Source organism: Leuconostoc kimchii IMSNU 11154, from assembly GCF_000092505.1.
GTDB classification, from domain to species: Bacteria; Bacillota; Bacilli; order Lactobacillales; family Lactobacillaceae; genus Leuconostoc; species Leuconostoc kimchii.
The window spans coordinates 422,445-445,502 of record NC_014136.1 but is presented as its reverse complement, the minus strand read 5'-3'; the positions used below and the strand labels follow the sequence as shown (position 1 = coordinate 445,502).

The window sequence follows — 23,058 nt, the reverse complement described above, 5'->3', positions numbered from 1 at the left end:
TGACTGGTATAAGGTACAATCAAATATTGAAAATCAAATGGCCGCTACAACTTTGGATAAGTTTAGCAGTTTTTGTTACGATTGCTGTGGGTACTTTGTTGCTATTACAACCATGGCAAACGATTAAAACAGTTACTGTCCAATCAACTTCAATACCATCTGAAAAAATTGAGCGATATGCTGGCATTTACCCTAACACGCCGTCTTGGAAAGTTACTGGACAGACGCAATTTATTGCGCAAAAGATTGTTAAACATGACGATAAAATAGACACGGCCAAAGTAACACAAGAAGGCAGTCACGTGACAATTGATATTGCCGAAAAAGTGACAGCGGGATATATTCAAAAAAGTAAGCAGTGGTACGTTATTAACCGAAATGGTATCCAGAAGAAAATTGAGATCCCTGAAGGCAATGCGCCTGTATATACGGGTTTTAACAATCCGGCAGATGTTAAAACAGTGGTATCAGAATTTGTAAAGTTGGAGTTAACGTTGCGACAAAATATTAGTCAAATTAATTTTTCACCTAACAAGGATAATGCAAACCGCTTATTAATCATAATGAATGATGGTAATACAGTTTATGCAACAATAGGTACATTTGGGAAGAAAATCAGCTACTATCCTGGAATTGCTGCTCAAATGCCTAGTAAGGGTGTGGTTGATTTACAGTTTGGTGCTTATTCATATGCTTATGGCACAGCACAGGCAAATGGTACCAAAAAGAAAGCCGATAATAAAGCACATCAGAAGCAATAATCGGTAGCGTAATACACCTAATTTATGATATTATTATTGTTAGGTATATTTTATTAAAAAATAATTTTGTAAAGGGGCACGACGCATGAATAATTCAGGCGTGACGGTCGGTTTAGATATTGGCACGACGTCCATCAAGGTGGTCATTGCGCAAACAACGGGTAATGAATTTAACGTGATTGGTGCAGGTAATGCACCATCACATGGCTTGCGTAAGGGCGTCATTATAGACATTGATGCGACTGCTAATGCGATTCGCGAAGCGATTGCGCAAGCACAAGAAAAAGCAAATTTTCAAATTAATGAAGTTGTTGCAGGCATCTCTGCAAATCAAGTTGAAATGATTCATGTTGAAGGCCTCGTTTCCATTGCTAATCAAAATAAACGAATTACTTATGCGGATGTACAAAATGTTGCTCATCAGGCATTGTCTCATAGTGTATCAGCTGATCATGATGTGATTGATTTAATTGCTGATGAATTTAGTGTTGATGGTTTTGATGGCATTCAAGATCCACATGAAATGATTGGTGTACGCCTTGAAATGCGTGGAACGGCGTATGTTGCGCCAACTAAAATTTTGGATAACAGCCGAATGGCTATTCAAAAGGCTGGGTTGTCCTTGAAAGAATTTGTACTTGCACCACTTGCTGTCGGAAAAAGTATTTTGAATGATGGTGAACAGGATTTTGGTACAGTATTGATTGATCTGGGTGGCGGACAAACGACAACTTCTATTGTTCATGATCGTCAATTAAAATTTAATCATGTTGATTTGGAGGGTGGCGATAATGTTACCAAAGACATTTCAACGGTACTTGAAACATCTTATATACAAGCAGAAAAAATTAAACGTAGTTTTGGGTATGCTGATCCTAATCAAGCTAGTGTCGATAAAGAATTTCCAGTCGAAGTTGTTGGTGATAATCAACCACATGTTAGCAATGAACGTTATTTATCTGAAATTATTGCAGCACGATTGGAACAAATATATACGCGTGCCTTTGATCCATTAAACACTGTCAATGGCTTAAATATGCCCGGTGGTTTTGTGTTAACGGGTGGGAACGCAGCTTTACCGGGGACTGTAGATTTTGCTAAAAAAATTCTAGGCGAAAACGTCAGATTATTTGTACCTGATCAAATTGGTTTGAGACATCCATCTTACACGAGAGCCATGTCTTACGCTATGTTTGCCTCACGTGAAAATATGACACAACAAGTCATTAAACAAGTTATTATGTCACGACGTGAAGATCATAATAACCAGGAAAATATGGCACAAACAACAGTTCAGGCAAACGAGTATTCTGAACTGCCCGAATCAAATGCTCAAGCCGTTAATTATAATGGTATATCAGATGATCAACCTCAAAAAAATTTATTTGGGCGAGTGATTCAAATGATTAAGAACTTATTTAGCGAAGATTAATATAATTTAAGGAGATAACTCATGGATTTTTCAATTGATGACGCCCAAGAGACTGGCGCAATCATTAAAGTTATTGGTGTTGGCGGTGGTGGTTCAAATGCTGTTAACCACATGATAGAAGAAGGTGTTAGTGGTGTTGAGTTTATTGTTGCCAACACTGATGTTCAAGCATTAGATAAGTCAAATGCTGACATTAAAATTCAAATTGGACCAAAGCTTACAGGTGGATTAGGCGCAGGTTCTAACCCAGAGCGAGGTACAAAGGCTGCCGAAGAATCATCTGAGGCGATTGCAACAGCTATTTCAGGTGCTGATATGGTTGTTATTACTGCTGGAATGGGTGGTGGTACAGGAAATGGTGCAGCACCTGTTGTCGCACGCATTGCAAAAGAACAAGGCGCCTTGACTGTAGCTGTTGTGACGCGACCATTTAAATGGGAAGGGCCTAAGCGCGGTCGATTTGCTGCTGAAGGTTTGCAGGCTTTATCAGAATCTGTAGACTCACTCATCGTGATCACCAACGAACGTTTAAAGGATCGTATTGATTTGCGAACACCTTTGTCAGAGGCGTTCAAAGTGGTGGATGAAGTTGTGGCACAAGGTGTTCGTGGCATTTCAGAATTGATTACTAACCCAGGATTTATTAATCTTGATTTTGCTGACGTCAAGACAGTGATGCAAGATGCTGGTCCTGCGTTAATGGGCGTTGGTCAAGCAAGCGGTGAAACTCGTGCTGCTGACGCAACGAAACAAGCAATTTCATCACCATTACTTGAAGTAGATATGTCTGGTGCTGAGGATGTTTTGTTAAACATTACTGGTGGGTTAGACATGTCTTTGTTTGAAGCACAAACTGCATCAGAAGTTATTGCACAAGAAGCTGGACGAGAAGTTAACGTTATTTTTGGTACATCAATTGATGAAAACTTAGGTGATTCGATTCGTGTCACAGTTATTGCAACGGGCTTGCAAAACGCGACAGTGGATCCTGCATCAACTAAGAGCGCGGCGCCTAAAGCTAATGCGGCTAAAGTCTTTGGCACATCAACTAGGGACACAACCCAGCCCGTTCAGAATACATCTATTTTTGAAAAACCAGACTCGGAACCTGTTAAATCATCAGTTAACCCAACACAAAGTGACCCATTTGCTGATTGGAATATTAGCGGTGAATCGAAAGATGCTTTTGCCGAAGATGGACGCTTTGACGGTGTTAAGAAACAATCTTTTGATGTCTTTAATACACCAACATCAAATACGACGTCCGTTGACTTCTCGAACACTGATGATGATAACGAGCAACCACCATTTTTTAAGAAACGTTAAAATACCAGTAGGGGTTGGAAACACCTTGATTGTGTGGTAAATCGATGAATTATGATTAAGCCATCGATTGTACATAGCAATCACCAATCTACGTGTTAAGGAGAAACTATGGCATTAGGTGATACGATTAAACGCCTTTTCAGTAATGATGAAGACGATTTATATGAAGATGGCTACGATAATAATAGTTATCAGGAACAACAACAATTTCAGCAACCAATCCAACAGAATTCACAACAGGCGACTTATTTGGGCCGTCAAGCATCGCAATCAACAATGACTGATCCAAGTAATGCGAATAGCAAAATTGCTTTATTTGAGCCCAAAGTGTACTCTGACTCTCGAGCGATTGCTTCTCAAATTTTAGGTGGTGAGGCTGTTATCGTTAACTTTACACAAATTGATGAATCACAAGCTAAGCGTATTTTAGATTTCTTAGGCGGCGCGATTTATGCTGTGAATGGCGAAATTGAACGTATTGGGCAATCTATCTTTTTGGTGACGCCAGCAACGTTTGAAATTTCTGGGACGCTAACTGATAATTTAGAACCTAATACAAGGTACTAACTATATGATTGAAATATTAAACTGGATTGTCCGCATTGCGCGCTATTATGAATATGCTATTGTTATTTATGTTTTGATGTCTTGGTTGCCTGGTGCACAGCAATCAACATTAGGGCGTTGGCTTCATCGTATTGTCTCACCTTATTTGAATCTATTTAGGATCATACCACCTATCGGCGGTATGATTGATATTTCTCCGATTGTGGCAATATTAGCATTGAATTTTGCTATTAGTGGGCTGACACATTTAGTGTTATTATTTGTTGTAGTATGACAGAGAGTGCAGTCGCAGTAACGCAACATTTTAGACCAGAAGAAGAAAAATTTATACAACAAGCAAGTGATTGGATCCGTCAAAGTGAGGATGAATATCGAGGCATATTGACGCGTTTTTTAAACCCACGTGAGCAATATATTTTACAAACATGCGTTAATCGAGCAAAAGATTTAGTTGTTCAATTTAATGGTGTGGTACCTCATGCAGAAAGTCAACGCGCTTTTATCGCCCCAAGTTTTTACGAGATTGAATTGTCAGATTTCGAGTTAGCTTTATTAGAAATTAAGTATCCAGTTAAATTTACCGAGCTACATCACGCAACAATACTTGGCTCATTTATGAGTGCTGGTATAGAACGTGCTGTTATTGGTGATATTCTATCTCATCAGGATCAATGGCAAATTGTTGTCGATGCTAAAATGGTGACGTATATTCAACAGACCGTTGAAAAAATTGGTCGTGTAAGAATCACATTGATGGAACAAAATTTAGACCATATTCCTGTGACAGATCGCGATGATTGGGACGAAGTGTTTTTACTACTTTCATCGCTGCGCATCGATACTGCTGTCTCAGCTGCTTTTGATATATCACGACGCATGGCAAAGTCATTAGTTGAACAAGAACAAGTTCGTATTAATTGGGCAACGATGCTTAAGCCAGATCATGTCATTGCTGTCGGTGATATGGTTTCTGTTCGTCACTATGGACGACTGCAACTGGTGATGATTGATGGTTTAACTAAGAAAGATAAAATTAAGACAGTTGTAAATATTATTCGTCGTTAAATTAACACGAAATATTTCGAAGTTAAAAGGAGATATGATGTTATTAACACCTGATGAAATTTTGAACCACGAATTTACTAAGAAAGGCTCACGTGCTTACATTGCGTCGGAAGTCGATGCGTTTCTGGATACTGTCAATAGTGATTATGAAACCTTGATCGCTGAACGCGATAAGTTGCGCAATGATAATAGTGGTTTAAAAGCTAGAGTTGATGAATTAGAAGCGAAGCGTGAACAAGTTAATCAATCTATCTTTGTTGCTCAAGAAGCTGCAGATCGTTTAAAGCAGGAGGCTGATGTTGAGGTAAAGAAACAGCTGACTCATGCTCAAGAATCTGCCACTAAAATTATTAGCGATGCACGTACCAAGGCTGAAGCTGAAGCATCAAACTTAGCACAAGAAAATGCTGATTTGATTGATGAGCAGAACCAACTACGAACTGAAGTGGAAAATTTTAAAAATTCCTTCTTGAAATTATTAACACTTCAGCGTAAACTAATAGAAAATGATGAATTAGCTGAAGCGGTTCATCATTTACCGTTTGGTCAAGTTACTGCCAAGCGTGTGGATAATGATAATACAATAACAACTGAAGAATCATCTGCTGCTGTAGAAGATCAACAACAGATAGAAGCAGAGGCACTTGATGATACAATAACTGATGCAAAGCCTGCCTCAGGTCCAGTTGTGGTGTTTCCAGAATCAGAAGAAAATAGTAACGACAATAATAAATAACAAGAAGCGTAACACAAAAAGATTGGCATACATACGCGCAGCGAGTCATGGTGGTTTGAGATGATCGTCACTGTAGCCATTTAAATCAGTTACAAGTTTTGTTGAACTGAAGTTTTAGTAAGTTCAAACGGTGCAGTCCGTTAATACTGGTTTGAGGGTTATTTAATATAACTAAACTTGGGTGGTACCACGCGAAAGTGTCCCTATGTCGAAATGACATAGGGACACTTTTTTATTTGAACATGACGCAAACTGCTAATAAGAATTAAAGATAAACGATGGGAGAAATTAAATGAAATACAAAGACACACTTAATTTAGGGAAAACCGATTTTCCAATGCGTGGCTCGTTGCCAAAAACGGAACCTGTTCGTCAACAAAAATGGTACGATATTAATTTGTATCAACAAAGATTGACACAAAATGAAAATAAACCGCATTTTAATTTGCATGATGGGCCACCATACGCCAATGGTAACATTCACTTGGGGCATGCTTTAAATAAAATTTCAAAAGATATTATTGTTCGTTATAAGAATATGGCTGGATTTTATGCACCTTATGTTCCGGGGTGGGATACACATGGTTTGCCAATTGAGCAACAATTGACGAAAGCTGGTTATGATCGTAAATCGATGAAGAAGGCAGAGTGGCGTAATTTAGCAAAAGATTTTGCTTTGACGCAAGTTGACAAGCAAAGAAATGATTTCAAACGTTTAGGAATCATGGCAGATTGGGAAAAACCATATATTACCTTGTTACCTGAATTTGAGGCAGCTCAATTACGTGTCTTTGGTGAAATGGCTGGCAAAGGCTATATATTTAAAGGTTCAAAACCTGTTTATTGGTCATGGTCATCAGAATCTGCACTTGCAGAAGCCGAAATAGAATATCATGATATTGATTCTGTTTCATTGTACTATGCCAACCAGGTCAAGGATGGTAAAGGTATTCTTGATAACGATACATATTTTGTTGTTTGGACAACAACACCATTTACAGTAACAGCATCGCGTGGTATTACGCTTGGCCCTGATATGACGTATGCCGTTATTCAACCTGCAGGTGAAACACGAAAGTTTGTGATTGCAACTGGCCGTTTGGATGCCATTGTACCGCTATTTGGCTGGGAAAATTATGAAATTCTTGCAACTTATAAAGGACAAGAATTAGATCGCATAATAGCGTATCATCCTTGGGATTCTGAAACTGAAGAATTAGTTATGAATGCTGATCATGTGACATTAGATTCCGGTACGGGGCTAGTGCACACAGCCCCAGGTTTTGGTGAAGATGATTTCAATGTTGGTATGAAGTATGGCCTTGAGGCATTTGTGACAGTGGACGAAAAGGGGTACATGACGAAAAATGCCGGCCCTGATTTCGAAGGCAAGTTTTATGATGATGTTGTTGGTGTCGTCATTAATAAGTTAAAAGATGCACAGCTATTTTTAGCAAAAGAAAAAATTACACACTCATATCCTTTTGATTGGCGTACAAAGAAACCAATTATCTGGCGAGCAGTGCCACAGTGGTTTGCATCTGTAGAAAAGTTCCGTCAAAATATATTAAATGAGCTTGATCATGTGACTTTTTATCCTGAATGGGGCAAGAAGCGACTGTACAATATGATACGTGACCGTGGTGATTGGGTTATTTCACGTCAACGTGTGTGGGGTGTACCATTACCAATATTCTATGCGGAAGATCAAACACCAATTGTGGATCAAGCAGTTATTAATCATGTGGCTGATTTATTTGAAGCACATGGATCAAACTACTGGTTTGAGCATGAGGCTAAAGACTTATTGCCTGATGGTTATACAAATGAGCATTCACCAAATGGCCAATTTACCAAAGAAGAAGATATCATGGATGTTTGGTTTGACTCAGGGTCGTCTTGGGCCGGTGTTATGAATACACGTGATCATTTAGATTATCCTGCGGACATGTATTTGGAAGGATCAGATCAATATCGTGGGTGGTTTAACTCGTCCCTAATCACATCGGTTGCTGCTACTGGTCATGCGCCTTATAAAAATGTGCTATCACAAGGATTTACGCTAGACGGTAAAGGCAATAAAATGTCTAAGTCACTTGGTAACACAATTTCACCACTCGATGTGGCTGATAAGATGGGTATTGAAATTTTGCGCTTGTGGACAATTTCGGTTGACACATCACAAGATATGCCAGTATCAAATGACATATTAAAACAAGTTTCCGAAAGTTATCGTAAATTAAGAAACACATTGCGGTTCTTAATGGCCAATACAACAGATTATAATGCGACAACTGATGCGGTGCCATTCGCTGAACGGGCGGGACACGATCAATATTTCTCTGTGTTATTGAATAACTTTATTAAAGATGTTCGTCAATCTTATGATAACTATCAATTTAATGATATTTTCAAACGAGTGATTAATTTTGTCAACGTTGATTTGTCAGCCTTCTATTTGGATATTGCTAAAGACGTGGTTTACGTTGAAGCACCAACTGGACATGCGCGGCGTTCTATGCAAACGGTATTTTATGAAACTTTGCTAGCATTAACAAAGTTGTTATTACCAGTTTTGCCCCATACGGCTGAAGAAGTTTGGGAATATTTGCCAAATGAAACGTTAGATTTTGCCTACTTGTCAGAAATGCCGGAAGCGAAAGATCTAGGAAACGTAACAGCCTTATTAGAGAATTGGTCAACATTTATGTCTCTACGTGATGCTGTGAATAAAGCGCTTGAAGAAGCACGTGGCGCTGAATTAATTGGTAAAAATGCCGAAGCGGCTTTGACGCTGTATGTTACTTCTGAACAAAACGATTTATTACAAAATTTGAATGCAGATGTGCGTCTATTGCTTATGGTTTCTCAATTGTACATTGTTGATGTTGAAAAAGCGCCGACCGATGTTAAGTCATATGACGGTATATTAATTGATGTTAAACATGCAATTGGTGGGGTATCACCGCGTGATCGTATGTTCCACGAGGATTTGGGTGCTGATGCGGCATTCCCTGAATTATCTCAACATGAGGCCGACATCGTACGTGAGTTTTATCCTGAAGCCCTAACGGAAGGCTTAGAATAACGTAGCTATTTGTCTGCTAATCAAAGTAATAAAAAATGTTATTGTATAGTCACTCTACAATAACATTTTTTATTGCCATTAGTTTTCTTAAAAAGAAAACGCTCACATAAGCAAATACAATTAGCGGTATAATAGTAGTAGGAAAGCATGCTAGACATTTAAGGAGAAAAACTTTATGGCAACAAAACGCGTTATGTTAGTTTGTGCTGCTGGTATGTCAACATCACTTTTAGTGGCTAATATGAAAAAATCAGCGGCTAATCAAGGAAAAGATTACGAAATATTTGCGGTGGCTCTGTCGGATGTTGCGGGAAAATTAAATGATACGCAACCTGATGTTGTACTGTTAGGACCTCAAGTTTCGTATTTAAAAGATGAGGTTAAGAACCAAACTGATATTCATAAGATACCCATGGCTGTGATGAATATGATAGATTATGGTACGATGAATGGCGATAATATACTGAAGATGGCTGAAACGCTATTGAAAGATAACTGATTGTGGTTAGCCATAAACTGACTAATCCGAGTTAGTAACCATCCTTACGACTTTTTTTGATTGTGTTTAACCTACTGATTAAGATACAATATAATTATCAAATAAGAGGAGCGGTTCTCATCATTACGAGTGACCGATATAAGGGTCATGACAAACCGAAAAACGAAGTATTACATTATTACAACATTATTTGTTGCTATTGTGTTGGTTCAAATGATTGTGCCGTGGTTGGGGGTTATGCCCTTAGGAGCGTTTGTTGTTGGCGCTAGTGCAACGATTATACAATTTACAGTAGCATTATCTGGTATTTTACTCGGCCCAAAGTACGGCGCCATTGTTGGCTTTTTTTGGGGGAGCCTGTCATTCATTAATGCGTTAACACATCCAGGGACCATTGGTTCATTAATGTTTCAAAATCCAGTTACTGCACTGCTGCCACGTATTTTAGTTGGTTTATTAATTGGTGTGTTATTTAATTTATTTTTACGTAATCGTTCAGCCGCAGTTCAAACACTTGGGCTAGGAATTTTGGGTGTATTAGCTGCCTTAATTAATACAATTGGTGTGGTTATCTTAACAGTTATTGGATTTACGATGATGCATACTAATTTTACCGGTATTCCTGACCACAATCTTTTAAATTGGTTAGTCGGTATTGTGTCTTTCAATGCAATTTTTGAAATGATTGTTGGATTTATATTAGTGATGCTTATAGGTAATATTTTGCTGCCAATCGCTCAACGATCAGGGATTAACGGCTGATGAGGGGAAATATTATATGATGCACTAACCCAGACTCGAACTGGGAGCAAAGACTTAGGAGGTCCCCGTTTTATCCCGTTAAACTATTAGTGCGAACTATTTTATTATACCGTAAATTGATTTAAAAACAAGCAATAACGCAACTGGTCAATACGATCTTAATTTTTAATAAGGAAATATACGATGACAAATAATCGAACAAAATATTTAGTAATGGCAATTTTTTTTATGGCTATTGTGATAATACAAGTTGTTGTCCCATGGTTAGGTTACATTCCACTAGGTGCCTTTATTGTTGGGGCTGCGCCAACAATTATTCAATTTACGGTGGCCATTGCAGCAATTATTTTAGGCGCGCGTTGGGGTGCGTTCATGGGTGCGTTTTGGGGGTTAATAACGCTATGGCAAGCATGGTCAACGCCAGGGACTATCGGTTCTCTCATATTTCAAAATCCAATTACAGCAATTGTGCCGCGTCTTTTAATGGGATTTTTAATTGGTTGGTTATTTAATCAGTTACTGCGCGGGAAAAGTGCTAGAATACAAGTTTTCGGCTTAGCTTCTTTGGGAGCATTAGCCGCATTACTTAATACTGTTGGCGTTGTCTTGTCAACGGCGGTTGGTTTTACAGTGATGCATACTAATTTTACGGGCGTACCAACAGAAAATATTTTAGGGTGGTTAGTTAGTATTGTTGCATTCAATGGTATATTTGAAGTGATTACAGGGGCTATTTTAGTTACAATTATTGGCAAAATTTTAGTGCCATTAGCCGAAAATTCTGGGATTAAAGGATAATTAATTCTGTGATTTTAATTAATTATTGACAATTTTTAATTAGTATGTTTTAATAAATATATTAAATAAAAAAAGAGATAAACAAATGACAACATCAGTTAACACAACAACACAAATTATTATCAGCATTATCATTATTTCGTGATAGGTGCTGATAATTTTGGGTGCCTATCAATCATTTGATGGGCAGCTGATAATTGTCAAAGAGACAAGCTGCTTTTTAAAAGCAGCTTGTCTCTTTTTTTGTTTTATTTCGTGGGAGAATATTATGACATTAACATTAGAACAACAAAAGCTTGCGCAAAGTTTGTTTGAGGCATTCAAAGATAATGTCCCATTAGATCAAGACGATTACGTCAATGTCGTACAAGATTTTGACACGGCATATGAGGTACAAGACGCAGTTATGGCATTGAAAAATGAAAAAACAGCAGGCTATAAAGTATCGCTGACTTCTCCTGAAACGCAGAATCTGTTTGCATCAGATGCACCATTATATGGTGCACAAGTGGCTAATCGTTTTGTGAAATCACCGTATGTCTTAGATTTAGCGTCATATAATGAACCACTAGTTGAAGTGGAGTTGATATTTACTGCTAAAGTGAATTTAACAACGGATATGTCAAAAGAAGCATTACTAAAAAATACAACAGTGGCGCCGGCTTTAGAAGTTCCTGATGCGCGTTTTAAGTCGTGGTTTCCAAAACTAGACAAGTACTTAGTATTAAGTGATACAGCTGTAGGTGGTGCTGTTGTTTCAGGCACGCCTCGAGATGGGGATACATTAACTGTTGACGAATTGGCAAATGTCAGTGCTACGTTGATCTATGATGGTAAACAGGTTGGACAAGGAGAAGGAAGTGAGGTATTGGGCAATCCAGTAGCATCATTAGAATGGCTAGTTGCTAAGTTAGCAGAACAAGGTAAGCCATTTTTGGCGGGAACGCAAGCATCTACGGGAACGTTCTTATTACCACCACGTTTAAGTGCAGGAGAATGGCGTGTGGATTTCACAGGGGAATTTGGTACAGTCGTTCTCCAGGTTGAGGAGAATAAATAATGGTTGATAAAAAACTGACATGGCGTCAATTGCTTTTGATAGCTTCATTAATTTTTGGGATGTTTTTCGGTGCTGGTAATCTGATTTTTCCAGTACAATTAGGTCAACTGGCTGGTGGAAACTGGATTCCTGCAACTTTAGGGTTCTTAGTGACGGGAACTATTGTACCGTTTCTAGCTATGTTAGCTGTTAGTGTCACGCGCAGTCGAAGCGTGTACGATATGGCAAAACCCGTTGGACATTGGTTTGGCTTATTATTCTTAGTTGTGATTCATCTTACTATTGGGCCATTTTTTGGCACACCTCGTACGGCAGCAACAGCTTTTTCAATGGGCGTGGCACCATTTTTATCAGCAGATCATCAACAGGTAGGTATGCTAGTTTTTTCTGCTTTATTCTTTGGATTAGCTTACTTTTTAACAGTTAAACAAGCTGAACTAACTAAACACATTGGTAAATATTTGAATCCATTGTTTATTGGTTTATTAGTTGTTGTATTACTTGTAGCACTCTTTATGCCAATGGGTGGCACACATCAGGTTGTTAATGCAGCATACCAAAGTAATGCTGGGTTACAGGGTGTACTAGATGGGTATAATACGATGGATGGCTTAGCTTTGCTAGCATTGGCTGTGTCTGTTGTGTACGCTGTGAGAGGACTTGGTTTTGGCGACCATCAAGTATCTAAGGTATTGGCTAAAGCAGGGTTACTAAGTATTGTTATTGAAGGCGTTTTCTATACAAGTTTAGTTTTATTGGGTGTTTCAAGCTTAGGACAATTCAAACCTGCAGCAAATGGTGGGGATGCTTTTGCTCAGATTATTACTCACTATGCAGGTAACTTTGGTACTGCTTTAACAGGTGTATTGGTGACATTAGCTGTATTTACGACAGCGATGGGATTGTTTGTGTCTTTTGCACAGGATTTGCATTTGGCTTTTCCTAAGATAAGCTACCTATCGTTTTTACGACTGATTGCTTTTGGTTCTTTTGTTACTGCAAATGCAGGCTTGACTAATATTGTAGCCTGGTCAGTTCCTGTATTAATGTTATTGTATCCATTTGCTTTGGTACTCATTTTATTGTCGTTATTTTCGAACTACTTTAATCGTTCAACCATGATATATCGTGGTGCTGTGGCCGGTGTTGTCCTACCAGCGTTATTGGATGCTCTTGCTAATTCACCATTTATGGGTAATCATGGTGTTCAGGGCGTTGTAGCGGCATATCATCAATATGTCCCATTTTCAGCGTTAGGATTTGGTTGGATAGTTCCAGCCTTAGTAGGCACGTTAATTGGTTGTGGCTTTTATGTTTTTTCAAATGCGAATCAAAAACAGCATAATCGTGTTAACTCAGAAGTATCTGTTAATATATCACACGATTGATTGTCAGATGCGCCCCGTGCAGGGCGCTTTTTTGATATAATGATGTTAGTAAAATTGAAAGGAAATATACTTGATAAACTGCTGATGAACTTAAGATAGTCGCCTTTTGTCAAATATAATCTATAATATCATGGGAAAATTTGTTGAAATGGATCATCCATTGATTCAGCATAAGCTGACAATGATTCGCAATAAAAAAGTGGGTACCAAAGATTTTCGTGCTTTGGTAGATGAAATCGCTATGCTAATGACTTATGAAGCTAGTCGCGATTTACAGTTAGAAGATGTTGTGGTAGAAACACCTGTTGCGACAACAACTAAAAAGCAATTGGCTGGTAAAAAATTAGCTGTTGTGCCAATTTTACGTGCAGGTTTAGGTATGGTGGATGGCATTTTACAACTGATTCCTGCTGCTAAGATTGGTCATATTGGTATGTATCGTGATGAAGCAACATTAGAACCTGTAGAATATTTCATTAAATTACCGGAAGATATTGATCAACGGGATGTTTTATTGGTTGATCCTATGTTAGCAACTGGTGGATCAGCAAAAGATGCGATTTCTGCACTTAAAAAACGTGGCGCCAAGCATATCAAACTGATTACACTTGTTTCGGCTCCTGAGGGTGTAAAAGCTGTTCAGGAGGCACATCCGGATGTTGATATCTACACTGGGTCATTAGATGAAAAGTTAAACGAACATGGCTATATTGTACCTGGATTAGGGGATGCCGGTGATCGTTTATTTGGAACAATGTAAATAATTAGAATAAGTGACTTAAAATTAGTTTTATAAAAGTATTGACATTTTTCATTAACCTGTGTATAGTTTTAATCATCAAGAAACAAGCAAGTAATTGCTCAAACAAGGAGAGTCACCATGACTAAAACGTATTTCAAACAAATGAATAACACACGTCTCCTCCTCAACCTTCTTCTCATTTGAGTCTAGTTGGTTGTTATTTGAGCAGGATCAGCTACTAGACTTTAAAAAGGATAGTGGCTGGTTAGGAAAAATGCGTGTAAAGCGCCCTAACGAGCAATCGTTGGGGCGCTTTATTGTACTCTAATGATTGCACTGCTTAGTTGGAGATGTGATTAAAAAGGAGATTAGGATTATGGCACAGAATGCAATCAATAAGGAACCGCAAATCAGTAAAGAAGCAATTCAAGAAAAAGTTGGTGAGGCAGAAGAATCTGTTCGTGATATTGTTTATAAAACATCAGCTGCAGTTTCCAATGCCATTTTGGTAACTTTGGGCATGGGGTTGTTATTGCAAACCATTGCTGGATTTATTAACTGGGCACCAATGGTACAGATGGGTGCTATCACAAAAATTATGTTACCAGCCGCTTTTGGTGCAGCTGTAGCCTCACAAATGAAAACAAACACAATGGTTATGTTTAGTGCGATGGCTGCTTCAACTGTTGGAGCGAACGCAGTATTTTTTAGTAATACAGCTGTGCAAGGTGTTACGGCAACAGGCTATGCTGGAACACAAGCTGCCGGTTCAGCCATTATAACAACCGGGCAACCAATATCAGCTGTTATGGCAGCCATTATTGCCGTCTTGTTTGGCAAATGGTTGAGTGGTAAAACGCCATTGGACATGGTTATTGTACCGGCTGCAACAACAATTGTTGGTACGGTAAGTGGTTATTACTTGGCGATGATTACGACACCTGCCTTAGTAGCAGTTGGCCAATTCATTGCATCAAGTGTTTCAGTTAATCCGATTATTGGGACAGCAATTGTTGCCATGGTATTTGGTGCATTAACAATGACACCTGCATCTGCGGCGGCATTAGCTGTTGCTATCGGTGCAACAGGTGTGACGTCACCACAGGCAGCTGGTGCGATATTGATTGGAACAACAGCTGTATTTGTTGGTTTTCCAGCCATGTCATTTCAAGAGAATAAAATCGGTGCAACAATTGCACAAGGCATTGTGACACCAAAAATTCAATTTCCAAATTTGACCAAAAATCCAGCATTGATTATCCCACCAATGATTGGTGCAGCTATTGCAGCACCAATTGCCACAATAGTATTTCATGTTACAGCACCATTTGCTATGGCGGGTATTGGATTTAATTCGTTTATCGTACCTTTGGCTTTGGCGGGATCAAATCCAATTGCGTTTGCCGCTTATATGGGCGTTGGTGTGATTGTACCAGTTGTTGTGTCATTTGTGGGTTACCGAGTGATGCGCAAGATGGGTTGGGCAAAACCAGAACAGTTGCATTTGGAAATGATTTAATGTGTTTGTTTAAATGATATTTGGAGAGAAAATATGAAAAAAATTATTGCTATAGTTGTTGCCTTTGTTGTTGTAATTGGTGGTGTTATTGGTTTTGGTATGATGAAGAAAACAGGCAATAAAACAGCTAATATTGTCAAAATTGGTGGGGTATTTGATACCTCTGGTAATGTTTCGGCTTATGGCCAAGCTGAGCAGAAGGGGGCTAACTTCGCTGTTAAACGCATTAACGCTGCCGGCGGTGTTAAGGTCAATGGTAAAACTTATAAATTCAAGATGGTTAACAAAGACAGTAAGTCAGATAACACAGAAGCGGCTTCCGTTACTACAAATTTGATTAACAATAACCAAGTGAATGCTATTGTTGGACCAGTTGTGACTTCTGCTGTTCAAGCGGCTATACCGTCAGCAACGAAAGGCAAGACACCAGTGATATCACCTACAGCTGGTGCTGATAGTATTACGGTACAAAAAAATGGCGCAGTTCAGCCTTATATTTTCCGTGCACAATTTAAAAATTCATATTTAGGTACAAAGATGGCACAATTTGCTACAGATACGATTAAAGCTAGGAATGTTATTGTTTTTCAAGATAATTCTTCAGATTATGGCACAGGTATCACAGCAGCATTTAAAAAAGCATATACAGGTAATATTGTTGAAACCGATTCATACCAAGCAGGTGATACAGATTTCCAAGCAATTTTAACAAAAATTAAGAATAAAAAGTTTGATGCCATTATAATTAATGGTTACTATACTGAAGCGGGAGCTATTTTAAAACAGGCTCGTGATATGGGAATTGAAGTGCCTGTTATTGGACCAGATGGATTAGGGGATCCCAAATTAGCTGAAATTGCTGGTAATAAAAATACAAGTAATGTTTATTACGCAGCGCACTTCTCAACAAAAGCATTATCGACTGATGCAGCTAAGTCCTTTGTGAAGTCTTACCGTAAAGACTATCAACAAGAGCCATCCCAATTTACCGCATTGTCATATGATGCTGTTTACATGATTAAGCAAGCAATTGAAGATGAAAAATCAATTGATAAAGCTAAAATTACAGATGGTTTGGCTAAAATTAAAAACTTTGAAGGCACAACAGGTAAAATGACAATGGATAAATTCCATAATCCGAAAAAATCAATTGTTATGGTGGGTGTTCAAAATGGAAAAGATTCAACTGCTACAGTTGTGAAATAATAGGTGACTATCTTGTCAATGATAATTCAACAATTAATCAATGGTGTGATACTAGGAAGTGTGTATGCCTTACTAGCGTTAGGCTATACAATGGTTTATGGCATCATTAAATTAATTAACTTTGCACATGGTGATATCTACATGTTAGGGGCATACTTTGGTTATTTCTTTCTTCGCGTGATGCATATGAATTTCTTTATTGCATTAATTTTATCGATGGCAATTTGTGCTGTTTTAGGTATGTTAATTGAATTTATTGCTTATCGGCCGTTACGGCATTCACCAAGAATCGCTGTTTTGATTTCAGCCTTAGGTGTATCATTTTTTCTGGAAAATGGTATGAGTTATCTTTTTGGATCTGATAAAAGATCATTTCCACAAGCAATTAAAACAATACAGTATCATTTTGGTAGTTTACAAATATCTAATATTCAAATCATTATTATATCTACTGCGATTATTCTAATGATTTTATTAAATATTATTGTTAAAAAAACAAAAATGGGTCGTGCTATGCGTGCAGTATCGGCTGATGAAGAGGCAGCAATATTAATGGGTATTAATGTTAATCGTACAATTTCATTTACTTTTGCAATTGGATCAGCATTAGCTGCGGCTGGTGGTGTATTGATTGGTCTATATTATAATAATATTGATCCATTGATGGGGATGACACCAGGTATTAAAGCGTTCGTAGCGGCAGTTTTGGGTGGTATTGGTATTATTCCTGGCGCAGCTTTAGGTGGTTGGCTAATCGGTATTTTAGAAACCATGACACAAGCAGTTGGACTATCGAACTATAAAGATGCTATTGTGTATGCTATATTAATTGTCGTTTTATTGTTCAAGCCAACGGGTATTTTGGGTAAAAACAAACGGGAAAAGGTGTAAGTTCATGGATAAAGCGCATATAAAATATACGTTAAGTTGGGCTACCTTAGCGCTAATGATTGTCATTTTAATTGTTGTCATGACGATGTTTGATATCATTGGTCCCTATGGGTTAACCACTATTGTGTTAATTGGCATTAATTTGATTGCTGCAATTGGTTTAAATTTAATTATTGGGATGTCCGGGCAATTTTCTTTAGGCCACGCAGGTTTTATGGCTATTGGTGCTTACGCGACAGCGTTAATAGTCACATCAGTACCAACAATATTTGGTTTTATAATCAGTCTCCTTGTGGGTGCGATGTTGAGTGGTATAGTAGCATTAATTGTAGGCATACCAACATTACGTTTGCGTGGTGATTATTTAGCAATTGCTACGTTAGGCGTTTCGGAAATTATTAGAATTTTAATTATGAATTTTAAATTCACACGTGGACCCGCTGGTATTTTTGCCATTCCATCTTTCGTTACTTGGCCACTTGTTTTTGGACTCGCTGTGCTAACAATTATTATCGTTGTCAATTTAGTTAGAAGCCCGATAGGTCGGGCTATTATAGCTGTTCGTGATAATGAAATTGCAGCAGAGTCTCTAGGAATTAATACCACTAAGTATAAAGTAATTGCTTTTGTTCTTGGTGCAGTTTTAGCTGCTCTTGCTGGCGGATTACGTGCCAGTTTTATACAATCTGTTTCACCGCAAGACTTTACATTTATGCAAAGTATTACTATATTAATTATTGTGGTATTGGGTGGTATTGGTTCAATTAGTGGTACCGTAGTAACTGCGGTTGCTTTAGGTATACTAGATGTCATATTACAAAATTTTGGTTCATTACGTATGGTTGTTTATGCTGTTGTGTTAATTGTTGTCATGTTGTTTAGACCACAGGGGTTATTTGGTAGATCAGAATTTTCGTTAAAAAAAATGTTGTTTGATTCAGGAGGAGACCATGACAAAGACCATTCTAAAGGCGCATGAGTTACGTGTTGAATTTGGTGGTGTAACAGCGGTAGATAAGGTGACTATAGAGGCACATGACAATGAGCTTATCGGATTGATTGGACCAAACGGCGCGGGGAAAACAACACTATTTAATTTACTAACGGGCGTCTATAAGCCAACATCTGGTGATGTGTTTATTGATGATCATGATAAATTATCCCAAATTAATCAACTATCGCCTTATAAACGTTCACAATTAGGTATTGCTCGCACGTTTCAAAATATTAGACTATTTAAAAGTAGAACGGTGATAGAAAATGTACTGATTGCGATGACTGCTAAAAATCAATCTTATCCATTACAGGCTATTTTAAGAACGCCAAAATTTTATCGAAATGAGGCACAAAACCGTCAGAAAGCATTGTCTTTATTAAAGATATTTGGTATGACAGGCGTAGCAGATGAGTTGGCTAATACGTTGCCATATGGTCAACAACGTCGGTTAGAAATTGTTCGGGCCTTAGCGACAAAACCTAAAATTTTATTTTTAGATGAACCTGCTGCAGGAATGAATCCACAAGAGACAGCAGAACTAACAGAATTGATTAAACAAATTCAGATTCAATTTAAAATGACAATTGTCCTAATTGAGCATGATATGAAATTGGTTATGGCAGTTAGTGAGCGTTTATACGTTTTAGAGTATGGGAAAGTTTTGGCAACTGGTACACCAAAAGAAATTCAAAATAACCCAGCAGTTATTCGGGCTTATTTGGGAGAAGAGGGTTGATGGCTGAAAAATTATTGAAAATAACGCATTTAAGTGTTCATTATGGTGCCATTAAAGCGGTTCGTGGGATTGATTTTGTTGTGAATCGTGGTGAAATCGTCACTTTAATTGGCGCAAATGGTGCTGGGAAAAGTACCATTTTACGTACAATTTCTGGATTAGAAAAAGTAACAGATGGCAGTATCCTTTTCAATCATCAAATTGTAAATCATATGCCATCTGAAAAAAGAGTACGTTGCGGGATTGTTCAAGTGCCTGAAGGTCGACGAGTGTTCCCAGGCATGACGGTGCAGGAAAATTTGCAACTGGGTGCCTTTACTGTGTCAAATAAGCGTCAGAACAATGCAGGTTATGATGTCGTTTACGACCAATTTCCAATTTTAAAGGAACGACGTCATCAGGATGCGGCTACGCTATCAGGTGGTGAGCAGCAAATGTTAGCCATTGGCCGTGCACTAATGGCAAAACCGAAAATGATTTTATTGGATGAGCCGTCGATGGGATTAGCGCCACTGTATATTCAAAAAATTTTTGACATTATTCAAAAGATCAGAGATACAGGTGTGACAGTACTGCTAATCGAACAAAATGCAAACCAGGCTTTAAAAATAGCAGATCGTGGTTATGTATTAGAAGGTGGAAAAATTCTTTCAACTGGTACGGGTGAGGAGCTATTAGCATCTCATGAAGTACGGGAAGCTTATTTAGGTGGATAGTGATTTGAAAATAAAAAAATTTGACATATTCTGATAAAGTTGTTATTATATTCTCAACAGTGAAGAGATAAGTAATATGTTGAGCGTACTTAGAGAGTCTATGTTTGGTGAAAGTAGACTGCGCGATGATATGAAAATGGTCTTGGAGAGATATGTCATGGTGAGCATACGTCAATACGATGTAAACGGTGGCCGGGTGAGCCCGTTATAGCAACAACAATTCCCGCTATTTAAATAGCGGCGATTGTATGAGGTGTGTTTTTAACATACAAATACCGGGTGGTAACACGATAAGTCGTCCCGCAGTTTGATTAGGTTCAAACTGCGGGATTTTTTGTCTTTATTGGTATTTAATAAGTAGTTTCGATTATATGAAGTGAATAGAGGATATTATGGCAGGAAAATTGAAACGTGTAATGACAGCACGACAGATACAAATGATTGGATTAGCTAGTGGCATTGGTACAGGATTATTTTTGTCGTCTGCGTACACAATTCATACAGCAGGCGCTTTTGGTACAATTTTAGCTTATTCGGTGGGTGCGATTTTAGTGTATTTAGTGATGCTGAGTGTAGCTGAACTGTCTATTGCTATGCCGCAAACAGGTGCATTTCACTATCATGCTCAGAAATTAATTGGACCAGCCACCGGTTTTTTTGTTGCCATTGCTTATTGGTTAACATGGACCATTGCGTTAGGCTCTGAATTTACAGCATCAGGGATTATTATGCAAAGATGGTTTCCAAATATTCCAGTATGGGCATTTTCTGGTGTGTTTTTGGTGATTATTTTATTGAGTAATATATTTTCAGTGAAAATATTTGGCGAGAGCGAGTATTGGATGGCGGCTATTAAAGTTGTCACGATTGTAGCATTTTTGATTATTGGTATTTTAATTTTGACCGGTATTTTACATTCTAGCAAAACGCAAAATGTTGGGTTTCAAAATATTTTCAGCCATGGTATTTTCCCGAACGGTATTGGCGCTGTATTTACAACAATGTTAGCGGTTAATTTTGCGTTCAGTGGTACTGAACTGATGGCCATCACAGCTGGTGAAGCTGCAGATCCAACGCGCGCGATAGCTAAAGCAATAAAAGCCGTTTGGTGGCGACAAGTGATTTTCTTCATTGGCAGTATTATCATTTTAGCGGCTATCATTCCTTATGAAAAAGCAGCTGTTACCCAAAGTCCATTTGTTACAGTATTTAGTATGATTGGTATACCATATGCAGCAGATCTTATGAATTTTGTTATTTTAACAGGTATTATTTCAATGGCTAATTCAGGCTTGTATGCGTCAACTCGGATGTTGTGGTCACTTAGTCATGAAGGTCTAATTTCTGCTAAGTTTGAAAAGGTGAACAAAAATGGCATTCCAATTAGAGCGCTTTTGGCAAGTCTCGTAGGAGGAATTTTAGCTTTAGGATCCAGTTTCATGGCTGCTGGTTCGTTGTATCTCATACTAGTAGAGGTTTCAGGACTGGCTGTAGTGTTTGTTTGGGTAGCGATTAGTTGGTCACACTACAAGTATTATCAATTACTAAAACGTGAAAATAGGACACAAGAATTGCGTTATCCCAAATGGGCTTATCCACTTTTACCGTTAGCTGGATTTATTGGTTCATCGTTGTCGATTCTGTTAGTTATCTTTGACCCTGAACAGCGAGCAGCATTGCTATGGTCAGTGCCGTTTATCATAATTGTTTATGGTTATTATTATTTAAAGTTCAAGTGGTGGCCAAAACGGCATTTGTCAACATCAATATTAATTAAGAAATAAATAGGAGAATCAGAATGACAAAATTTGAATCGTATATTGAATCAGGCACTGTGATATTAGACGGTGGCATGGGTAGTGAACTTGAAAAGCGCCAGATTGATGTCAATAATAGTTGGTGGTCAGCTTCGGCCTTGATTCAATCACCAGAGGACGTTCGTGAAATTCATAAAAATTATTTTGATTCTGGCGCTGATTTGGCGATAACAGATACCTATCAAGCACATGTAAAGTCTTTTACAGATCAAGGATTGAGTGAGCAAAAAGCTTATGAGTTAATTGATTCAGCAGTGGCACTGGCTAAACTTGGGCTTACGGACTCGAATCGAAGTGACGGTTTAATTGCTGGATCTGTTGGGCCTTATGGTGCTTATCTTGCAAATGGCGCTGAGTACACTGGCGATTATCACTTATCCGAATTTGAATTTCAAGCATTTCATCGCCCACGTATTGTACGTTTAATTGATGATGGTGTTGATGTCTTAGCGTTAGAAACAATACCAAATTTTGAGGAAGCAAAGGCTTTGGGTCATTTATTACAACAAGAATTTCCAACTGTTAACGCTTATTTATCATTTTCCACAGAAAATGGGGATCATTTATGGGATGGGACACGGCTGTCTGAAGCAGTTGCTTATTTTGAATCAATTAGTCAAATTAAAGCTATAGGCGTCAATTGTACAGCACCTCAAAATATTTTACCAGCAATAAAAAACATAACGCCAAATACCAGTAAAAAAATAATTGTTTATCCTAATGCAGGTGATGAATACGATCCTGAAACGAAGCGTTGGGTTAGCCAACATGGGCCAATCAAGTGGGATGAATTAGTGCCATTATGGCAAGAAGCAGGTGCAAATTTAATTGGCGGTTGTTGTCGGACAAGCCCTGATGACATTAATGATATTGTTCAGGCGACTATAAACCAACGTCATTAATTTATATAACAATATTTTTAAAAAAATTGTTATGTATCAGTGGTTAAGGA

22 protein-coding genes and 1 tRNA gene are annotated in these 23,058 nt (G+C 38.1%); 22 read left to right on the top strand and 1 reads right to left on the bottom strand.

What is annotated here, in order from left to right; genetic code table 11:
- Positions 1–26 precede the first annotated feature (26 nt).
- The 10 genes from LKI_RS02695 (at position 27) to LKI_RS02650 (ending at position 10,236) form a co-directional block, all read left to right on the top strand.
- Complete coding sequence (locus LKI_RS02695; RefSeq protein ID WP_013102613.1) at positions 27–761, top strand: cell division protein FtsQ/DivIB; 735 nt, start codon at positions 27–29, stop codon at positions 759–761.
- 85 nt (positions 762–846) lie between these two features.
- Positions 847–2,193, top strand: coding sequence for a cell division protein FtsA (gene ftsA / locus LKI_RS02690; RefSeq protein WP_013102612.1), 1,347 nt, complete (start codon positions 847–849; stop codon positions 2,191–2,193).
- Between the two features lie 21 nt (positions 2,194–2,214).
- A complete protein-coding gene (gene ftsZ, locus LKI_RS02685) occupies positions 2,215–3,519 on the top strand; it encodes a cell division protein FtsZ (RefSeq protein ID WP_013102611.1) in 1,305 nt (434 codons plus the stop codon).
- Between the two features lie 108 nt (positions 3,520–3,627).
- On the top strand, positions 3,628–4,086 hold the full coding sequence (locus LKI_RS02680; RefSeq protein ID WP_013102610.1) for a cell division protein SepF: 459 nt from the start codon (positions 3,628–3,630) through the stop codon (positions 4,084–4,086).
- A gap of 4 nt (positions 4,087–4,090) precedes the next feature.
- Complete coding sequence (locus LKI_RS02675; RefSeq protein ID WP_013102609.1) at positions 4,091–4,360, top strand: YggT family protein; 270 nt, start codon at positions 4,091–4,093, stop codon at positions 4,358–4,360.
- The gene (locus LKI_RS02670) at positions 4,357–5,151 is read left to right on the top strand and encodes a YlmH family RNA-binding protein (protein WP_013102608.1); all 795 of its coding nucleotides are present in this window, start codon (positions 4,357–4,359) and stop codon (positions 5,149–5,151) included. Before LKI_RS02675 ends, LKI_RS02670 begins: the two co-directional genes overlap by 4 nt.
- Before the next feature lie 37 nt (positions 5,152–5,188).
- Positions 5,189–5,887 carry a DivIVA domain-containing protein gene (locus LKI_RS02665; protein ID WP_013102607.1) on the top strand — a complete coding sequence of 233 codons (699 nt, stop codon included), beginning with the start codon at positions 5,189–5,191 and terminating at the stop codon, positions 5,885–5,887.
- A gap of 292 nt (positions 5,888–6,179) precedes the next feature.
- Positions 6,180–8,975 (top strand): isoleucine--tRNA ligase, encoded by a 2,796-nt coding sequence (gene ileS / locus LKI_RS02660; RefSeq protein ID WP_013102606.1) that lies wholly within the window; start codon positions 6,180–6,182, stop codon positions 8,973–8,975.
- A gap of 175 nt (positions 8,976–9,150) precedes the next feature.
- Complete coding sequence (locus tag LKI_RS02655; RefSeq protein WP_013102605.1) at positions 9,151–9,474, top strand: PTS sugar transporter subunit IIB; 324 nt, start codon at positions 9,151–9,153, stop codon at positions 9,472–9,474.
- 147 nt (positions 9,475–9,621) lie between these two features.
- Positions 9,622–10,236, top strand: a complete 615-nt coding sequence (locus LKI_RS02650) for an ECF transporter S component (protein WP_013102604.1) — start codon at positions 9,622–9,624, stop codon at positions 10,234–10,236.
- 20 nt (positions 10,237–10,256) lie between these two features.
- Here LKI_RS02650 and LKI_RS02645 read toward each other — a convergent pair.
- Positions 10,257–10,329, bottom strand: a tRNA-Arg gene (locus LKI_RS02645).
- 90 nt (positions 10,330–10,419) lie between these two features.
- Here LKI_RS02645 and LKI_RS02640 point away from each other — a divergent pair.
- From LKI_RS02640 to mmuM, 12 genes are all read left to right on the top strand, one after another.
- Complete coding sequence (locus LKI_RS02640) at positions 10,420–11,034, top strand: ECF transporter S component (protein WP_013102603.1); 615 nt, start codon at positions 10,420–10,422, stop codon at positions 11,032–11,034.
- A gap of 268 nt (positions 11,035–11,302) precedes the next feature.
- Positions 11,303–12,094, top strand: coding sequence for a 2-keto-4-pentenoate hydratase (locus tag LKI_RS02635; RefSeq protein ID WP_013102602.1), 792 nt, complete (start codon positions 11,303–11,305; stop codon positions 12,092–12,094).
- On the top strand, positions 12,094–13,482 hold the full coding sequence (gene brnQ, locus LKI_RS02630) for a branched-chain amino acid transport system II carrier protein (protein WP_013102601.1): 1,389 nt from the start codon (positions 12,094–12,096) through the stop codon (positions 13,480–13,482). Before LKI_RS02635 ends, brnQ begins: the two co-directional genes overlap by 1 nt.
- A 130-nt stretch (positions 13,483–13,612) precedes the next feature.
- Positions 13,613–14,242, top strand: a complete 630-nt coding sequence (upp, locus tag LKI_RS02625; RefSeq protein WP_013102600.1) for a uracil phosphoribosyltransferase — start codon at positions 13,613–13,615, stop codon at positions 14,240–14,242.
- Between the two features lie 358 nt (positions 14,243–14,600).
- Positions 14,601–15,743: a PTS sugar transporter subunit IIC gene (locus LKI_RS02620; RefSeq protein WP_013102599.1), complete on the top strand. Its 1,143-nt coding sequence runs from the start codon at positions 14,601–14,603 to the stop codon at positions 15,741–15,743.
- 33 nt (positions 15,744–15,776) lie between these two features.
- On the top strand, positions 15,777–16,949 hold the full coding sequence (locus LKI_RS02615; RefSeq protein ID WP_013102598.1) for an ABC transporter substrate-binding protein: 1,173 nt from the start codon (positions 15,777–15,779) through the stop codon (positions 16,947–16,949).
- Between the two features lie 12 nt (positions 16,950–16,961).
- Complete coding sequence (locus tag LKI_RS02610) at positions 16,962–17,840, top strand: branched-chain amino acid ABC transporter permease (protein ID WP_187286362.1); 879 nt, start codon at positions 16,962–16,964, stop codon at positions 17,838–17,840.
- Positions 17,841–17,844: 4 nt separating this feature from the next.
- Positions 17,845–18,819 (top strand): branched-chain amino acid ABC transporter permease, encoded by a 975-nt coding sequence (locus LKI_RS02605; RefSeq protein ID WP_013102596.1) that lies wholly within the window; start codon positions 17,845–17,847, stop codon positions 18,817–18,819.
- The gene (locus LKI_RS02600) at positions 18,791–19,573 is read left to right on the top strand and encodes an ABC transporter ATP-binding protein (protein ID WP_013102595.1); all 783 of its coding nucleotides are present in this window, start codon (positions 18,791–18,793) and stop codon (positions 19,571–19,573) included. Before LKI_RS02605 ends, LKI_RS02600 begins: the two co-directional genes overlap by 29 nt.
- On the top strand, positions 19,573–20,289 hold the full coding sequence (locus tag LKI_RS02595) for an ABC transporter ATP-binding protein (RefSeq protein WP_013102594.1): 717 nt from the start codon (positions 19,573–19,575) through the stop codon (positions 20,287–20,289). Before LKI_RS02600 ends, LKI_RS02595 begins: the two co-directional genes overlap by 1 nt.
- A 392-nt stretch (positions 20,290–20,681) precedes the next feature.
- A complete protein-coding gene (locus LKI_RS02590; RefSeq protein ID WP_013102592.1) occupies positions 20,682–22,073 on the top strand; it encodes an amino acid permease in 1,392 nt (463 codons plus the stop codon).
- Between the two features lie 14 nt (positions 22,074–22,087).
- A complete protein-coding gene (gene mmuM / locus LKI_RS02585) occupies positions 22,088–23,008 on the top strand; it encodes a homocysteine S-methyltransferase (RefSeq protein WP_013102591.1) in 921 nt (306 codons plus the stop codon).
- The last annotated feature ends 50 nt before the right edge of the window (positions 23,009–23,058 follow it).

What these genes read in the sequence shown, in the direction of transcription:
- ftsA (WP_013102612.1), top strand. Translation starts at nt 847, where the DNA reads ATGAATAATTCAGGCGTGACGGTCGGTTTAGATATTGGCACGACGTCC.
- ftsZ (WP_013102611.1), top strand. Translation starts at nt 2,215, where the DNA reads ATGGATTTTTCAATTGATGACGCCCAAGAGACTGGCGCAATCATTAAA.
- LKI_RS02680 (WP_013102610.1), top strand. Translation starts at nt 3,628, where the DNA reads ATGGCATTAGGTGATACGATTAAACGCCTTTTCAGTAATGATGAAGAC.
- LKI_RS02675 (WP_013102609.1), top strand. Translation starts at nt 4,091, where the DNA reads ATGATTGAAATATTAAACTGGATTGTCCGCATTGCGCGCTATTATGAA.
- LKI_RS02670 (WP_013102608.1), top strand. Translation starts at nt 4,357, where the DNA reads ATGACAGAGAGTGCAGTCGCAGTAACGCAACATTTTAGACCAGAAGAA.
- LKI_RS02665 (WP_013102607.1), top strand. Translation starts at nt 5,189, where the DNA reads ATGTTATTAACACCTGATGAAATTTTGAACCACGAATTTACTAAGAAA.
- ileS (WP_013102606.1), top strand. Translation starts at nt 6,180, where the DNA reads ATGAAATACAAAGACACACTTAATTTAGGGAAAACCGATTTTCCAATG.
- LKI_RS02655 (WP_013102605.1), top strand. Translation starts at nt 9,151, where the DNA reads ATGGCAACAAAACGCGTTATGTTAGTTTGTGCTGCTGGTATGTCAACA.
- LKI_RS02650 (WP_013102604.1), top strand. Translation starts at nt 9,622, where the DNA reads ATGACAAACCGAAAAACGAAGTATTACATTATTACAACATTATTTGTT.
- LKI_RS02640 (WP_013102603.1), top strand. Translation starts at nt 10,420, where the DNA reads ATGACAAATAATCGAACAAAATATTTAGTAATGGCAATTTTTTTTATG.
- LKI_RS02635 (WP_013102602.1), top strand. Translation starts at nt 11,303, where the DNA reads ATGACATTAACATTAGAACAACAAAAGCTTGCGCAAAGTTTGTTTGAG.
- brnQ (WP_013102601.1), top strand. Translation starts at nt 12,094, where the DNA reads ATGGTTGATAAAAAACTGACATGGCGTCAATTGCTTTTGATAGCTTCA.
- upp (WP_013102600.1), top strand. Translation starts at nt 13,613, where the DNA reads ATGGGAAAATTTGTTGAAATGGATCATCCATTGATTCAGCATAAGCTG.
- LKI_RS02620 (WP_013102599.1), top strand. Translation starts at nt 14,601, where the DNA reads ATGGCACAGAATGCAATCAATAAGGAACCGCAAATCAGTAAAGAAGCA.
- LKI_RS02615 (WP_013102598.1), top strand. Translation starts at nt 15,777, where the DNA reads ATGAAAAAAATTATTGCTATAGTTGTTGCCTTTGTTGTTGTAATTGGT.
- LKI_RS02605 (WP_013102596.1), top strand. Translation starts at nt 17,845, where the DNA reads ATGGATAAAGCGCATATAAAATATACGTTAAGTTGGGCTACCTTAGCG.
- LKI_RS02600 (WP_013102595.1), top strand. Translation starts at nt 18,791, where the DNA reads ATGACAAAGACCATTCTAAAGGCGCATGAGTTACGTGTTGAATTTGGT.
- LKI_RS02595 (WP_013102594.1), top strand. Translation starts at nt 19,573, where the DNA reads ATGGCTGAAAAATTATTGAAAATAACGCATTTAAGTGTTCATTATGGT.
- LKI_RS02590 (WP_013102592.1), top strand. Translation starts at nt 20,682, where the DNA reads ATGGCAGGAAAATTGAAACGTGTAATGACAGCACGACAGATACAAATG.
- mmuM (WP_013102591.1), top strand. Translation starts at nt 22,088, where the DNA reads ATGACAAAATTTGAATCGTATATTGAATCAGGCACTGTGATATTAGAC.